This is a genomic window from Streptomyces sp. NPDC053665, from assembly GCF_055585285.1.
On record NZ_JBVJKK010000005.1, the window covers coordinates 52,893 to 67,621 of the forward strand.

12 protein-coding genes and 3 tRNA genes are annotated in these 14,729 nt (G+C 72.9%); 8 read left to right on the forward strand and 7 right to left on the reverse strand.

Annotated elements, in window-relative coordinates:
* Positions 1 to 82: 82 nt before the first annotated feature.
* The 3 genes from purL to purS are packed head-to-tail and all read right to left on the reverse strand — an operon-like array spanning position 83 to position 3,278.
* A complete protein-coding gene (gene purL, locus ACZ6ZN_RS20295; protein ID WP_469648138.1) occupies positions 83 to 2,341 on the reverse strand; it encodes a phosphoribosylformylglycinamidine synthase subunit PurL in 2,259 nt (752 codons plus the stop codon).
* Positions 2,338 to 3,018: a phosphoribosylformylglycinamidine synthase subunit PurQ gene (gene purQ / locus ACZ6ZN_RS20300; RefSeq protein WP_398109297.1), complete on the reverse strand. Its 681-nt coding sequence runs from the start codon at positions 3,016 to 3,018 to the stop codon at positions 2,338 to 2,340. The genes purL and purQ overlap by 4 nt, the downstream gene beginning before the upstream one ends.
* Positions 3,015 to 3,278 (reverse strand): phosphoribosylformylglycinamidine synthase subunit PurS, encoded by a 264-nt coding sequence (gene purS / locus ACZ6ZN_RS20305; protein WP_309063126.1) that lies wholly within the window; start codon positions 3,276 to 3,278, stop codon positions 3,015 to 3,017. Before purS ends, purQ begins: the two co-directional genes overlap by 4 nt.
* A 268-nt stretch (positions 3,279 to 3,546) precedes the next feature.
* On the opposite strand from purS, the gene ACZ6ZN_RS20310 reads away from it, so the two are divergent.
* From ACZ6ZN_RS20310 to ACZ6ZN_RS20345, 8 genes are all read left to right on the forward strand, one after another.
* A complete protein-coding gene (locus ACZ6ZN_RS20310) occupies positions 3,547 to 3,864 on the forward strand; it encodes a histone-like nucleoid-structuring protein Lsr2 (RefSeq protein ID WP_467740281.1) in 318 nt (105 codons plus the stop codon).
* A gap of 135 nt (positions 3,865 to 3,999) precedes the next feature.
* Positions 4,000 to 4,071: transfer RNA gene (locus ACZ6ZN_RS20315), tRNA-Gly, on the forward strand.
* Positions 4,072 to 4,152: 81 nt separating this feature from the next.
* Positions 4,153 to 4,225, forward strand: a tRNA-Gly gene (locus ACZ6ZN_RS20320).
* 129 nt (positions 4,226 to 4,354) lie between these two features.
* A complete protein-coding gene (locus tag ACZ6ZN_RS20325; RefSeq protein WP_469648141.1) occupies positions 4,355 to 5,326 on the forward strand; it encodes an ABC transporter ATP-binding protein in 972 nt (323 codons plus the stop codon).
* Positions 5,323 to 6,126, forward strand: coding sequence for an ABC transporter permease (locus ACZ6ZN_RS20330; RefSeq protein ID WP_469648143.1), 804 nt, complete (start codon positions 5,323 to 5,325; stop codon positions 6,124 to 6,126). Before ACZ6ZN_RS20325 ends, ACZ6ZN_RS20330 begins: the two co-directional genes overlap by 4 nt.
* Positions 6,127 to 6,148: 22 nt before the next feature.
* A complete protein-coding gene (locus ACZ6ZN_RS20335) occupies positions 6,149 to 7,450 on the forward strand; it encodes a sensor histidine kinase (RefSeq protein WP_469648145.1) in 1,302 nt (433 codons plus the stop codon).
* Entirely contained in the window at positions 7,447 to 8,070 is a 624-nt protein-coding gene (locus ACZ6ZN_RS20340; protein ID WP_369197561.1) for a response regulator, read from the forward strand. The genes ACZ6ZN_RS20335 and ACZ6ZN_RS20340 overlap by 4 nt, the downstream gene beginning before the upstream one ends.
* 22 nt (positions 8,071 to 8,092) lie before the next feature.
* Positions 8,093 to 8,168: transfer RNA gene (locus ACZ6ZN_RS20345), tRNA-Gly, on the forward strand.
* 42 nt (positions 8,169 to 8,210) lie between these two features.
* Here the strand turns inward: ACZ6ZN_RS20345 and ACZ6ZN_RS20350 are convergent.
* From ACZ6ZN_RS20350 to purD, 4 genes are all read right to left on the reverse strand, one after another.
* Entirely contained in the window at positions 8,211 to 9,110 is a 900-nt protein-coding gene (locus ACZ6ZN_RS20350; RefSeq protein ID WP_451876046.1) for a phosphoribosylaminoimidazolesuccinocarboxamide synthase, read from the reverse strand.
* A gap of 69 nt (positions 9,111 to 9,179) precedes the next feature.
* On the reverse strand, positions 9,180 to 10,658 hold the full coding sequence (locus tag ACZ6ZN_RS20355; RefSeq protein ID WP_469648148.1) for a N,N-dimethylformamidase beta subunit family domain-containing protein: 1,479 nt from the start codon (positions 10,656 to 10,658) through the stop codon (positions 9,180 to 9,182).
* A 481-nt stretch (positions 10,659 to 11,139) separates the two neighbouring features.
* Entirely contained in the window at positions 11,140 to 13,104 is a 1,965-nt protein-coding gene (locus ACZ6ZN_RS20360; RefSeq protein WP_469648913.1) for a hypothetical protein, read from the reverse strand.
* Between the two features lie 338 nt (positions 13,105 to 13,442).
* Positions 13,443 to 14,693, reverse strand: a complete 1,251-nt coding sequence (gene purD / locus ACZ6ZN_RS20365; protein ID WP_469648151.1) for a phosphoribosylamine--glycine ligase — start codon at positions 14,691 to 14,693, stop codon at positions 13,443 to 13,445.
* Positions 14,694 to 14,729: the final 36 nt, after the last annotated feature.

The following is a 14,729-nucleotide window of genomic DNA, read 5'->3' on the forward strand; positions in this document are numbered from 1 at the left end:
GGGGCTCAGCCTAGGACGGCCGCGGCCGGGGTCGTGCCGAAGCCCCCGCCCGGGTGTCCGGGCGGGGGCTTCGGGGGGTGACTCACGCCAGCAGGGCCGGGATGGTCGTCTCGTGCGCCTCGCGGAGCTCGGCCAGGGTGAGGGTGAACTCGCCCTGCACGTCGACCGTGTCGCCGTCGACGACGCCGATGCGGGTGGCCGGCAGGCCGCGTGCGCCGCACATGTCGTTGAAGCGGACCTCCTCCGAGCGCGGCACGGCCACGACCGCGCGGCCCGCCGACTCGGAGAACAGGAACGTGAACGCGTCCAGGCCGTCCGGGACGATCAGGCGGGCGCCCTTGTCGCCCAGCAGGGCCGATTCGACGACCGCCTGGATCAGACCGCCGTCGGACAGGTCGTGCGCGGAGTCGATCATGCCGTCGCGGGAGGCGGAGATCAGGATCTCCGCCAGCAGGCGCTCGCGCTCCAGGTCGACCTTCGGGGGCAGCCCGCCGAGGTGGTCGTGCACGACCTGGGACCAGGCCGAGCCGCCGAACTCCTCACGCGTGTCGCCGAGGAGGTAGAGCAGCTGGCCCTCCTCCTGGAAGGCGACCGGCGTGCGGCGGGCCACGTCGTCGATCACGCCGAGCACGGCGACGACCGGCGTCGGGTGGATGGCGGCCTCGCCCGTCTGGTTGTAGAGGGAGACGTTGCCGCCCGTGACCGGCGTGCCGAGCTGCTGGCAGGCGTCCGCCAGACCGCGCACGGCTTCCGCGAACTGCCACATGACCGCCGGGTCCTCGGGCGAGCCGAAGTTCAGGCAGTCGGACACGGCGAGCGGCTTGGCGCCGGTGGTGGCGACGTTGCGGTACGCCTCCGCCAGGGCCAGTTGGGCGCCGTGGTACGGGTCGAGCTTGGCGTACCGGCCGTTGCCGTCCGTGGCGAGGGCCACGCCGAGGCCGGTCTCCTCGTCGATCCGGATCATGCCGGAGTCCTCGGGCTGGGCGAGGACGGTGTTGCCCTGCACGAAGTGGTCGTACTGGCTGGTGATCCAGGACTTGGAGGCCTGGTTCGGGGAGGAGACCAGCTTCAGGACCTGGTCCTTCAGCTCCTCCGAGGTCTGCGGGCGCGGCAGCTTGTTCGCGTCGTCGGCCTGGAGGGCGTCCTGCCAGTCGGGACGGGCGTAGGGGCGCTCGTAGACCGGGCCCTCGTGCGCGACCGTGCGCGGGTCCACGTCGACGATCTTGCCGCCGTGCCAGTAGATCTCCAGGCGGTCGCCGTCGGTCACCTCACCGATGACGGTGGCGATGACGTCCCACTTCGCGCAGATCTCCAGGAAGCGGTCGACCTTCTCCGGCTCGACGACCGCGCACATGCGCTCCTGCGACTCGCTCATGAGGATCTCCTCGGGCGAGAGCGTGGAGTCGCGCAGCGGGACGTCGTCCAGGGTGACGCGCATGCCGCCGGAGCCGTTCGAGGCGAGCTCGGAGGTGGCGCAGGACAGTCCGGCCGCGCCGAGGTCCTGGATGCCGACGACCAGCTTCTCGGCGAACGCCTCCAGGGTGCACTCGATGAGGAGCTTCTCCTGGAAGGGGTCGCCGACCTGGACGGCGGGGCGCTTGGAGGGCTTGGCGTCGTCGAAGGTCTCGGAGGCGAGGATCGACGCGCCGCCGATGCCGTCGCCGCCGGTGCGGGCCCCGTACAGGATGACCTTGTTGCCGGCGCCGGAGGCCTTCGCGAGGTGGATGTCCTCGTGCCGCATGACGCCGATGGCACCGGCGTTGACCAGCGGGTTGCCCTGGTAGCAGGCGTCGAAGACGACCTCGCCGCCGATGTTCGGCAGGCCCAGGCAGTTGCCGTAGCCGCCGATGCCCGCGACGACGCCGGGCAGGACGCGCTTGGTGTCGGGGTGGTCGGCGGCGCCGAAGCGCAGCGGGTCCACGACGGCGACCGGGCGGGCGCCCATCGCGATGATGTCGCGCACGATGCCGCCGACACCGGTGGCCGCGCCCTGGTAGGGCTCGACGTACGACGGGTGGTTGTGCGACTCGACCTTGAAGGTGACCGCGTAGCCCTGGCCGACGTCCACCACACCGGCGTTCTCGCCGATGCCGACGAGCATGGCGTCGTTCTCGGGCGCCTTCTCGCCGAACTGGCGCAGATGCACCTTGGAGGACTTGTACGAGCAGTGCTCGGACCACATGACCGAGTACATGGCGAGCTCGGCCCCGGTGGGCCGGCGGCCGAGGATCTCGACCACGCGCTCGTACTCGTCCTTCTTCAGGCCGAGTTCGGCCCAGGGCAGCTCGACGTCGGGGGTCGCGGCCGCGTGCTCGACCGTGTCCAGAGGCGTCCGGCTCATGCGTTGACCAGCTTCTTGAGGATCGAGGTGAAGAAGGGGAGGCCGTCGGTGCGGCCGGTGCCGATGAGCGGCTCCACGGCGTGCTCCGGGTGCGGCATCAGACCGACCACGTTGCCGGCCTCGTTGGTGACACCGGCGATGTCCCGCTGCGAGCCGTTCGGGTTGAAGTCGAGGTACCGGAAGGCGACCCGGCCCTCGGCCTCCAGCTTGTCGAGCGTGTACGGGTCGGCGACGTACTGCCCGTCGTTGTTCTTCAGCGGGATGTGGATCTCCTGGCCGGCCGTGTAGTCGGTGGTCCAGGCGGTCCCGGCGTTCTCCACGCGCAGCTTCTGGTCGCGGCAGATGAAGTGCAGGTGGTCGTTGCGCAGCATCGTGCCGGGCAGCAGGTGCGCCTCGGTGAGGATCTGGAAGCCGTTGCAGATGCCGAGGACCGGCAGGCCGGCCTTCGCCTGCTCCAGCAGCGGGTCCATCACCGGCGAGAAGCGGGCGATGGCCCCGGCCCGCAGGTAGTCGCCGTAGGAGAAGCCGCCGCACAGCACCACGGCGTCGACCTGCTTGAGGTCCTTGTCCTTGTGCCACAGGGCGACCGGTTCGGCCCCCGCCAGGCGGATCGCGCGCTGTGTGTCCCGGTCGTCCAGACTCCCCGGAAAAGTGACGACGCCGATACGAGCGGTCACTTCACGGCCTCCGCGGCTTCCTCGACCCGGACGGTGAAGTCCTCGATCACGGTGTTCGCGAGGAAGGACTCCGCAAGATCGTGAATGCGGGCGAGGGCGGCCTCGTCGACCGGCCCGTCAACTTCCAGTTCGAAACGCTTTCCCTGGCGGACGTCCGAGATCCCTTCGAAACCCAGCCGCGGCAGTGCGCGCTGGACCGCCTGGCCCTGGGGGTCGAGGATCTCCGGCTTGAGCATGACGTCGACTACGACGCGTGCCACTGGCACTCCCGGTGTGTAGTGCTGAGCAGGTTCCTTCAGACTACCCGCACAAAATTTCTACGCGCGTTGACTTGTAGGAATCTACGTGACAGCCATCACGATCCGGCATCGGCGCCCGCGCACGCGAAATTTTCGGGAAAGATTCCGGATCGACACCCGAAACCCATTGCGTACGGACACGCAGAAGGGATTTAGTCGGGCTTCACCAAGTATTGCCGGGCACTGTACAAATGAATTGGCAAAGTGCCGCAAGAAGGGACCGATATTCGTGGCGCAGAAGGTCGTGGTCACCCTCTTCGACGACATCGACGGCTCAGAAGCGGCGGAAACGATCGCCTTCGGTCTGGACGGAACGTCGTACGAGATCGACCTGAGCGAGGTCCACGCCGGCGAACTGCGCAAGGCGCTCGCGCCTTACGTCGAGGCCGGCCGCACGCGCTCCCGCTCGGGCAGGGCGTACCGGCAGACGGAGGTCGCACCGGACCCCTCGGCCGTGCGCGCGTGGGCACAGGCCCACAAGATGGAGGTCCCCGCGCGCGGACGCATCCCCAAGAAGGTCTACGAGGCGTTCACCGCCGCCCAGTGACGGCCCGTCCGGGCCGGGCCGACGGCCGCTCACCGGCCCCTCGCGGCAACCGACTTGCGCAGCACCCCTGCTGATCAGCTAGAGTCTGGAGCACGCCGAGGGGCAAGGCCGCAAAGGCCCAGCTCACGGAGACATGCGGGTGTAGTTCAGTAGTAGAACATCCCCCTTCCAGGGGGAAGGCGCAGTGTGCGATTCCTGTCACCCGCTCTGCACCGCCGTACCGGCCACTGTTGTGGATCAGGTAGGCTGGTGCCCGCACCGATCGGTGAAAGCCGGTCGGGAGCACATGCGGACGTAGCTCAGTTGGTAGAGCGCAACCTTGCCAAGGTTGAGGTCGCGAGTTCGAGCCTCGTCGTCCGCTCGGGAATGAGACCCCGGTCCTTCTGGACCGGGGTCTTTTCGTGTTCCCCTGCACCGCTCTGACATTTGTCATGCCGAGTGATGACAGCGCGCACTGCTCACGGCCCCGTACGGGCGGAACGCTGAAGGCATGGAAACCAACGGACACGAGCACGTGATCGAGGTCACCGACCTGCGGCGTGTGTACGGGGGCGGGTTCGAGGCGGTCCGCGGGATCGGCTTCTCCGTCCGGCGCGGCGAGATCTTCGCGCTGCTGGGCACCAACGGCGCGGGCAAGACGTCCACCGTCGAGCTGCTGGAGGGACTCGCGGCGCCGGCCTCGGGCCGCATCCGGGTCCTCGGCCACGACCCGTACACCGAACGGGCCGCCGTACGCCCGCGCACCGGCGTGATGCTCCAGGAGGGCGGCTTCCCGTCCGAGCTGACCGTCGCCGAGACCGCGCGGATGTGGGCGGGATGCGTGAGCGGCGCCCGGCCGCCGGCCGAGGTGCTGGCGCTGGTCGGGCTGGAAGCCAGGGCGGGAACCCGCGTCAAGCAGCTGTCCGGCGGCCAGCGGCGCCGGCTGGACCTGGCGCTCGCGCTCCTGGGCGACCCCGAGGTGCTCTTCCTGGACGAGCCGACCACCGGCCTGGACGCCGAAGGCCGCCGCGACACCTGGGAGTTGGTCGCCGCCCTGCGCGACGGCGGCACGACCGTGCTGCTGACCACGCACTACCTCGAGGAGGCCGAGAACCTCGCCGACCGGCTGGCGATCATGCACGAGGGACGCATCGCCACCACCGGCACCCCCGCCGAGGTGACCGCGGCGGAGCCTTCGCGGATCTCCTTCGAACTGCCCGACGGCTACTTCGTCGGCGACCTGCCGCCACTGGCCGAGCTGGGCGTGAGCGGCCACGAGACCGACGGCCGGACGGTCCGGCTGCGCACCCACGAACTCCAGCGCACGGCCACCGGACTGCTGACCTGGGCCGCGCGGGCCCGGGTCGAACTGCGCCGCCTGGACGTGCGCTCGGCCTCCCTGGAGGAGGCGTTCCTCGGCATCGCCCGGCAGGCCTCCGCGGACCACACCGCGGGCACGACGACGAAGGAGTACGCGGCATGAGCGCCACCGGCACCACCCCCCGCCCCGCGACGGCGGTGACGACCCCGCTCAGCCGGATGACGGCCCTCGCCCGCGCCGAGCTGACCCTGCTCGGCCGGACCCGGGGCGCCCTCGTCGCCGCGCTGTTCGTGCCGCTCGTGCTGCCGGTCAGCGCCTCGCAGGCGGCCAAGGAGATGGACCTCGCCGAGGCCGGGCTCGACACGGGCACGTTCGTGCTGCCCGCCGCGATCGGCTTCTCCCTGCTGTTCGCCGTCTACTCCGTCCTCGTCGGCACGTTCGTCGTGCGGCGCGAGGAACTCGTCCTCAAGCGGCTGCGCACCGGTGAGCTGCGGGACGGCGAGATCCTGGCCGGAGCGGCCCTGCCGGCCGTGCTCACCGGGCTCGCGCAGAGCCTGCTGCTGGCGGCGGCGTGCACCGTGCTGCTGGACGTGGCCGCGCCCTCCGCGCCCCATCTGGCCGTCCTGGGCCTGCTGCTGGGGCTGGTGCTGTGTGCCGCCCTGGCCGCGGCCACCGCGAGTTTCACCCGGACCGGCGAGAGCGCCCAGGTGACGCCCATGCCGCTGATGATGGTCTCGATGGTCGGCTCGGGGATGTTCGTCCCGCTGCAACTGCTGCCGGACGAGGTGGCCTCCGTCTGCGAACTGCTGCCGCTGACGCCCGTCGTCACCCTGGTGCGCGGGGGCTGGACCGGCGACCTGACCGGCTCGGAGGCGCTGGGCGCCGTCGCGGTCGCGGTGGCCTGGACCGCCGTCGCCGTGTTTGCTGTACGCCGGAGGTTCCGCTGGGAACCGCGGCGCTAGGCGAACCGGGAAGGGCTGACTGATGCGCGGGCCGGGCAGGTGGTGGCGGCGGAAGACCACGCCGGAGAAGGTCGAGACGTACACCCGGTGGTCGTTCCACTTCTTCGCGGTGATGGAGTTCTTCTCCGTCGGGCTGACCTCCGTCGCCCCGCTGGGTCCGCGGCTCGGCACCGCCGTCATGCTGGTGGTGGGCGTGCACGCCACCCTCTGCTTCGTGACCGTCTCGGCGGCGGTGGACTGGACGCGTGGCCGCCGGCCGCAGCCCGTCGGGCTGCTGTGGGCGCTCGCCGCCGTGACCGCCGTGATCGCCGCCGCCGCGATCGCCCTGGCCGAGCACGGACCGGAGGGCGAGGGCTTCGACACCGCCGCGGGCGGCGTCTTCGGCGTCATCCTGATCTTCGGCCCCGGCATCATCGCGCTCGGCGTCCGCGACCGGCGGCGCGCCTTCGGGATCGCGGCCGCCTTCGCCGCCGGCACCTGGATCGTCACCTTCGCCATCGGCGCCTCCGCGCTCACGGCCCTGTTCACGGCGCTGATCGTGCTGGCCGGCGGCATGTTCATCGCCTTCACGGCCGTGTTCTCGGTCTGGCTGCTCGACGCCGTGTACGAACTCGACGAGGCCCGCGAGACCCGGACCCGGCTCGCCGTCGCCGAGGAGCGGCTGCGGTTCGGGCGGGACCTGCACGACGTGATGGGGCGCAACCTCGCCGTCATCGCGCTCAAGAGCGAACTGGCCGTGCAGCTCGCCCAGCGCGGGCGGCCCGAGGCGGTGGCGCAGATGGTCGAGGTGCAACGGCTCGCGCACGAGTCGCAGCGGGAGGTGCGGGAGGTCGTGCGCGGCTACCGCGAGGCCGACCTGGGGTCGGAACTGGCCGGGGCGCAGGGCGTGCTCACGGCGGCCGGCATCGACTGCACGGTCACCGGCCCGGTCCCGGCGGGGCTGCCGGCCGGGGTGCAGTCCGCCCTGGGCTGGGTCGTCCGGGAGGCCGCGACGAACGTCCTGCGGCACGGGGACGCGAGCTGGTGCCGGGTACGGCTGTCGACGGCGGAGGGGCGTGTGGTGCTGTCGGTGGAGAACGACGGGGTGGCCGCGGCCGGGCAGGGCTCCTCCGGCCCGGCTGGTTCCGGACCGGCTGGTTCCGGACCGGCTGGTTCCGGACTGGCCGGGCTGCGGGAGAGGCTGGCCGGCATCGACGGGACGCTGGAGGCCGGGCCCGTGGACAAGGGACACTTCCGGCTGACCGCACGGATCCCCCTGCCCGCGCCCGCCGCACCGGCCGGGACGGCCCACGCCCGCGCGGGCGTGGGTGACATCACACGATGAAGGACGGGGGGACGACCGTGCGGCTGCTGCTCGCCGACGACGAGCACCTGATCAGGGGCGCGCTCGCCACACTGCTGTCGCTGGAGGAGGACCTCATGGTCGTCGCCGAGGCGGCCACCGGGCCCGAGGCCCTGGCGATGGCCCGGGCGCACCGGCCCGACGTGGCGGTGCTGGACCTGCAGATGCCCGGGGCCGACGGTGTGAAGGTCGCCACATCCCTGCGCACCGAGCTGCCCGGCTGCAAGGTCCTGATCGTCACCAGCCACGGGAGGCCCGGGCACTTGAAGCGGGCGCTGGAGGCGGGGGTGCGGGGGTTCGTGCCGAAAACGGTCAGCGCCCAGCGGCTCGCCGAGATCATCCGCACCGTGCACGCCGGGAACCGTTACGTCGACCCGGAGTTGGCCGCCGACGCGATCGCCGCCGGGGACTCGCCGCTGACCGTGCGGGAGGCCGAAGTGCTGGAACTCGCCGCCGACGGGGCGCCCGTCGCGGAGATCGCCGAGCGGGCCGCGCTCTCCCAGGGGACCGTGCGGAACTACCTGTCCTCGGCCGTCTCCAAGCTCGGGGCGGAGAACCGGCACGCGGCGGTGCGGCTCGCGCGGGAGCGAGGTTGGGTATAGTGGTTCCCGCGCCACGGCGCATGCGAACGTAGCTCAGTTGGTAGAGCGCAACCTTGCCAAGGTTGAGGTCGCGAGTTCGAACCTCGTCGTTCGCTCCAGTGAGAAGCCCCCCGGTTCCGGCCGGGGGGCTTCTCTCGTGTCTACGACCAGTTCGTGCCGGTCAGGCGCTCGTACGCCTCCACGTACTTGGCGCGGGTGGCGTCGACGACCTGCTGCGGCAGAGGCGGGGGCGGCTGCTCGCTCCTGCGGTCCCAGCCGGACTCCGCCGAGGTCAGCCAGTCGCGCACGAACTGCTTGTCGTACGACGGCTGCGCCCGGCCCGGCTCCCACCGGTCGGCCGGCCAGAAGCGGGAGGAGTCCGCGGTGAGGACCTCGTCGGCGAGGACCAGGGTCTCGCCGTCGAAGCCGAACTCGAACTTGGTGTCCGCCAGGATGATGCCGCGCTCGCGGGCGATGTCGCGGCCGCGGGAGTAGACCGCGAGGGTCGCCTGGCGCAGCCGGGCGGCGGTGTCGGCGCCGACCTGGCGGGCGACCTCCTCGTAGGAGACGTTCTCGTCGTGCTCGCCGACCTCGGCCTTGGTGGCCGGGGTGAAGATCGGGGCGGGCAGTTCACTGCCGTCGGTCAGGCCCTCCGGCAGGGCGAGGCCGCAGACCGTGCGGGTCTCCTGGTACTCGGCGAGGCCCGAGCCGGTGAGGTAGCCGCGGGCCACGCACTCCACGGGGATCATCTCGAGGTTCTTGCAGACGAGCGTGCGGCCCTCCCAGTCGGCGGGCGCGCCGGCAGGCAGGTCCGTGCTCAGGACGTGGTTCGGGACCAGGTCGGAGAGCCGGTCGAACCACCACAGGGACAGCTGGGTGAGGATCCGGCCCTTGTCGGGGATCTCGGTCGGCAGCACCCAGTCGTAGGCGGAGATGCGGTCGCTGGCGACCATCACGAGGTCGCCCGCCTCGTTCCGGTACAGCTCGCGCACCTTGCCGGTGTGCAGATGCACCAGACCCGGCACCTCGATCGGCTCGGGCTTTTCGACGAATCCGGACACGGTTCCTCCCCGTGGTGATGTCCAAGTGGCTCGATTCTCCCGTACGGGAGGCCCGGCACGGACACGGGGTCAGTCGCGTTTGCAGATGCGGTCCAGGAGATTCGCGGTCGCCCGCTGGATCCGCTCGTCGACGTGGCCCGGGCGGTCCAGGGCCGGGGACCAGGCGAACGTTCCTGCTGCGAAGACCCAGGCCCCGGAGGGCGCGCGGTACAGGGAGGTCTCCTGGTGGCGGCGCGTGCCCTCCTTGTCGGTGTACGGGGAGTGGGCCAGCAGGATCCGCTCCTCGTGCTCGGGCAGCGGGGTGCGCGGGAAGTAGCGGTCGGCCTCGCCCGCCACCAACCCGTCGATCTCGTCGCCCTCGTGGGCGCCGGTCGCCTCCCACAGCCAGTGCCCGGCGTTGCGCACGATCAGCGGGTGCGGCTCGGGCACGGGCCCGGCGTACTGGATGCCCAGGAGCTGCTGCTCGGCCCGGTCGACCTCCCGCCACAGCACCGGCTTGCCCGGGCCCCTGCGCTTGCGGCAGGTGAGCAGGCGGTCGGGGACACCGGAGGGTGAGGGGCCCAGTTCCACCTGCCAGTACAGGGAGTTGGCGGACAGGAACACCAGTGAGGTGCCGGCGTCGCGGGCGACCTCCACGGTGCGGCGCATGTCCGCCGACCAGTACTCGTCGTGCCCGGGGAAGACCAGCCCGCGGTAGCGGGCCGGGTCGACACGGCCGGCGTGCAGGTCGGAGGCGTGGGCGTAGCCGAGGTCGTAGCCGTAGCGCTCGGCCCAGCGGATGACGTCGTAGGCGTGGCCCACGTGCAGGGGGAGGCCGGCGCCCGCGTAGGGGCGGTCGAAGGAGACCGTGGTGGCGGCCTGCGACTCGCCCAGCAGACGGCCCGTGCCGTCCCAGGCGTGGTAGAGGCTGGCGCCGGTGCGGCCGTCCTCCGGATAGAGGTTGTACGCCTGCCAGGTGACGTCGGGCAGCACGAGCAGCAGGTCGGCGGGCTGGTCGTGCCGGACGGTGAAGGGGACGTGCGAGCGGTAGCCGTCGGCGGTGGTGAGGACCGCCACGTACGCCCCGACGTTCCAGTACGAGGGCACTTGCAGGCGCCAGGACAGCCACCAGTGGTGGCAGGAGACCGTGCGGTCGGCGGTGAGCGGCGGGGGCTGCACGATGCCGGACAGGCGGGGGCTGGTGGTGATCTTCGCGGCGCCGTCACCGCCGTAGTGGCCGATGCGGTAGATGTCGACGCCGAACTCCTGCGGCGGGTCGACGGTGATGTGGAAGTCGATGGCCTCGCCGGGCGCGACCGCGCCGGTGGAGGTGAAGCCCTTGATCTGGAGGCGCACGTCGTCCGCCGCGCGGGGGCCGCCGCCGGAGCGGGTCCCTTTCGCGGCCCCGGGGGACGCGTCCTGGTCGACGTACCAGGGGACGACCTGGCCGGTGTCGTCGAAGTACGTCACGTTGCCGCGCAACCAGGGCACCGGGCCCTGCCCGAAGGGATCCGTCACGCCGTGTGCCAGTGCTCCCGACTCCCAGCGCCGGGTCTGCTCCGAACTCATGGTGGCTCCCCTCCCCTTGGCCCCCGTGATCGTCCGTACCGGTGTGCGCTCTCTGGTGCTGTGCGTGTGGTGCGTGCTGTGCGTGTGGTGCGTGCTGTGCGTGCTGTGCGTGTGACCGTGGTGCGGGTGGTGCGAGTCGCGCGCGTAGTGCGTGCCGGGCGGTGTGCGCGCCGCGTGCCCTGCGCGGCGCGCGGTCTCCGTGCCGGGTGGCCGGCCTGGTGCCGCCAGGCCCCCGCGGGTCGTCGCGAGCCGGTCCGTGCGGCCCGTGCCGTCCGCGCCGTCCGCGCGGTCCGCGCGGTCCCGCGGTGCCCGCGGCCCGGGAGGCGTGTGCGACTCCGCGTGCTTATGTGCTTGTCGTATTCCGCCCGCCCTTGCCACGCGCGTGACGCTCCCAGCACATCACATGACGCACGCGTTCCGTCACTGTTCGTTGTGAATTGGCCAGAAGCGGAAGGTGCTGCTCCGCGGCGGACGCGGTCCCTCAGCCGAGCCGGACCGGCTTCTCCGGGCGTATCCCCAGCTCGGCGAGCCAGGTGCGCAGCGGGACCGCGTTGCCGTCCTCGATCAGGGTGAGCACCTTGGGGGCCAGATCAGCCGCGCGCTCGCCCTCGACGAGCAGGGTCGGGCCGTCCAGCCAGTCCAGGCCGGGCACGGCACCCGCGCTGTCCATCGCGGCACAGCAGACCATCGCCGTGAGGTGGTCGGCGAGCAGCTCGCGGGCCGTGCGCGGCGGCTGGAGCGGGAAGAGGGGCAGGGCCCGGTCGTCCCAGAGGGCCGCGGGGTCGGGCCCCGGGGACGCGGCGGGAGTCGCCGGACCGGGACCGGCGGACGCCGCGTGCGGGGGCGGGGCCTCCTCGCGGGCCAGCTCGGCGCTGAGCCGGGCGGCCAGCGCGGCACTGCGGGGGGTGGTGTCGGCGAGGTCCTCGTCGTCGGCGAAGGCCGGCGCGGCGCTGTCCCCGGGCCGGGGGGCCTCGGCAGGGCCGCCGGTCGCGGTGCCGGTGGTCCCGGACGCCGGTCCGGCGGCGCCGGTCCCCGGTGTGGCGCCGCTGCCCGCCTCGGGGGCGGCGGATGCGGGGGCCGGGGTGGCGGGGACGGAGGCGGAGGCGGAGGCGGCCGGGCTGTACCCCGGGGCCGTGATCGTGCAGGGCGGGCCGGGGGGCCAGGCGGGGTCCGGCTCGGTGAGGTGGTCGAGGACCCGGGACAGGGTCGGAGCGGCGGAGGCCGGGGGCGTGTCACCGGTGGCCGGGCGGACACCCATGGCGTCCAGGACCCGGTGCAGCCGGGCGGCGTCGAGGCGCCATGTGCGGTCCACGACCTCCTCCGGGTACGCGCTCCAGTCCACGGGGGACCAGTCGGGCCCGGACCCGGACGGGCCGCCGTGGAAGAGGCGGGCGGCGAGCAGGGAGGCGGCCTCGTCGACCGAGCCCGGCTCCTCCAGCAGGTCGCAGGCGGGGCGCTCGCCGAGCCGGGACGCGAAGCCCTCGGCCAGGCGGTCCCGCCGGGACAGTTCCGTGAGCGCCGCGACCACACCGGCGTCCAGCCGGGACGGCCAGCGGCCCATCCGCCAGGCCGGCAGCGCGACGCGGGTCAGCAGCCGGTCCCAGCCCGCGTACGCCAGGCCGACCTGCTCCTGGGCGACGATCCGCAGCCCGTAGTCCACAGCCTGTGCACGCTCCGCGGCGGCCGCCGCCACACCCCGCTCCATCTCGGCGGCGTGCCCGCGGCAGCTGCGCAGCAGCGCCCGGGCCACCCAGCCGACCCCCGCGAGCACGGCCCGGGTCACCGGGTCGCGCCGGGGCGCCGAGGCCACGGCCACGGCGGCGTCCAGACCGCGGACGAAGCGACGGGCGGCCGCTATGTCCGGATGGGCCGAGGGGCCCGTACCGGCGACGACCGGGGCGAGGACCGCGCGCAGTTCGCCGACGCGCATCCACCACAGGAACGGGGAGCCGATGACCAGGACCGGGGCTACCGGCTGTCTGCGGTGGGCGTGCCGCCCGGAGCCCGCTATGTCCTCGTGCTCCTCGGCCGGCGGCGGGCCGTGCGCCGGGTGCGTGCGGTCCTCGAGCCAGCTGTCGCAGTCCGGGGTGAGCGCTATCGCGGAGGGTGCCGGGACGTCGAGGCGGTCGGCCAGGTCGCGCACCATCCGGTACAGGTCCGGGGCCGCCTCCTCGGCGATCGGGACGGTGGGGCTCAGGGCGGGCCGGGCCCGCGCCACGACCAGGGCGACCCCGCCGGCGAAGAGCAGCACGAGCGCCGCGACCGGCGTCAGGGCCCAGCGGGCCGCGTCCCATCCGGAGCCCTCGAGACGGCCGCCCGCGGCGCCCGCCAACAGGATCACGGCGACGGCGGCGGGCAGCAGGGCGACGGCCAGCGCACGGCTGCGCATGCGCAGCACGACCAGCGCCCGCGCCCGGGCGGCCTGCGCCCCTGCCTCCACACCCATTCCGGTCACGACCGACCTCACCCCCTCCCCGTAGACCTGACGCTTCCCTTGCTCACTCCCCCACTGTGGCACCCGTCACTGACATCGCAATGCCGGTGGGCCAAGTGCCGGAACGCTTGCGCCGCACCATAGTTGGGGCTCCTCCCCCCGTCAGCCGGATACGGCATCGGTCACTCGATGGAATGGCTTTGGGGAGAGCTGATGACGGACGGCACGACGATCGGGTCACCCCGCGCCGACACCTCCCGGTACACGTCAGGCCCCGGATCCTGAGACGGATCCGGGGCCTGCGGGGTTCATCGCGGCCGGACGGGCGGTGCCCGCCCGGCCGGGGAGGGTTACGCGCCGGCCGCCTTCGCGGCGATGTCCGTGCGGTGCTGGGAACCGTCGAGGCGGATGCGGGCCACGGCCGTGTAGGCACGGTCGCGGGCCTCGGTGAGGTCCTTGCCGGTGGCCGTGACGGACAGCACCCGGCCGCCCGCGCTGACCACGGCGTCGCCCTCCCGCCGGGTGCCGGCGTGCAGCACGTACGCGTGCGGGGCGTCCTGGGCGGCGACCTCGTCCAGTCCGGTGATCGGGTCGCCGGTGCGCGGGGTGCCCGGGTAGTTGTGCGAGGCGACGACCACGGTCACGGCCGCGTCGTCGCTCCAGCGCAGCGGCTCCAGGTCGGCGAGGGTGCCGGTGGCGGCGGCCAGCAGCAGACCGGCCAGCGGCGTCCTCAGCCGGGCCAGCACGACCTGGGTCTCCGGGTCGCCGAAGCGGGCGTTGAACTCGATCACGCGCACACCGCGCGAGGTGATCGCGAGACCGGCGTAGAGCAGCCCGGAGAACGGCGTGCCGCGCCGCCGCATCTCGTCCACGGTCGGCTGGAGCACGGTCCGCAGCACCTCGTCGACCAGCTTCGGATCGGCCCAGGGCAGCGGCGAGTACGCCCCCATGCCGCCGGTGTTGGGACCCTCGTCGCCGTTCAGGGCGCGCTTGAAGTCCTGGGCGGGCTGGAGCGGGACCACCGTCTCGCCGTCGGTGACGGCGAACAGGGAGACCTCGGGGCCGTCGAGGTACTCCTCGATGACCACGCGCTCACAGGCGGCGGCGTGCTCCCGGGCGGCGCTCAGGTCGTCGGTGACGACGACGCCCTTGCCGGCGGCGAGGCCGTCGTCCTTGACGACGTAGGGAGCGCCGAAGGCGTCGAGTGCGGTCTCGACCTCCTCCGCCGTCGTGCAGACGTACGACCGGGCCGTGGGCACTCCGGCCGCCGCCATGACGTCCTTGGCGAAGGCCTTGGAGCCTTCCAGCTGCGCGGCCTCGCCGGAGGGGCCGAACACCGGGATGCCCGCCTCGCGCACGGCGTCGGCGACACCGGCGACGAGCGGCGCCTCGGGGCCGACGACCACGAGCTCCGCGCCGAGCCGGGTGGCCAGCGCGGTGACGGCGCCGCCGTCCAGGGCGTCGACCTGGTGCAGCTCGGCGACCTCGGCGATGCCGGCGTTGCCGGGGGCGCAGTACAGCGCCGTGACGTCGGGGTCGTGGGACAGGGAGTGGCACAGGGCGTGTTCGCGGGCGCCGCTGCCGATGACGAGGACCTTCACGGGGTCAGCCTAACGGCAGCGGCCGGTTCCCCTTTG

Bases quoted from the DNA above. Each gene is read 5' to 3' on its own strand.
- purL (WP_469648138.1), bottom strand. From the start codon at position 2,341: ATGAGCCGGACGCCTCTGGACACGGTCGAGCACGCGGCCGCGACCCCC.
- ACZ6ZN_RS20325 (WP_469648141.1), top strand. From the start codon at position 4,355: ATGGAAACCAACGGACACGAGCACGTGATCGAGGTCACCGACCTGCGG.
- ACZ6ZN_RS20360 (WP_469648913.1), bottom strand. From the start codon at position 13,104: ATGGGTGTGGAGGCAGGGGCGCAGGCCGCCCGGGCGCGGGCGCTGGTC.
- ACZ6ZN_RS20330 (WP_469648143.1), top strand. From the start codon at position 5,323: ATGAGCGCCACCGGCACCACCCCCCGCCCCGCGACGGCGGTGACGACC.
- ACZ6ZN_RS20335 (WP_469648145.1), top strand. From the start codon at position 6,149: ATGCGCGGGCCGGGCAGGTGGTGGCGGCGGAAGACCACGCCGGAGAAG.
- ACZ6ZN_RS20340 (WP_369197561.1), top strand. From the start codon at position 7,447: ATGAAGGACGGGGGGACGACCGTGCGGCTGCTGCTCGCCGACGACGAG.
- ACZ6ZN_RS20355 (WP_469648148.1), bottom strand. From the start codon at position 10,658: ATGAGTTCGGAGCAGACCCGGCGCTGGGAGTCGGGAGCACTGGCACAC.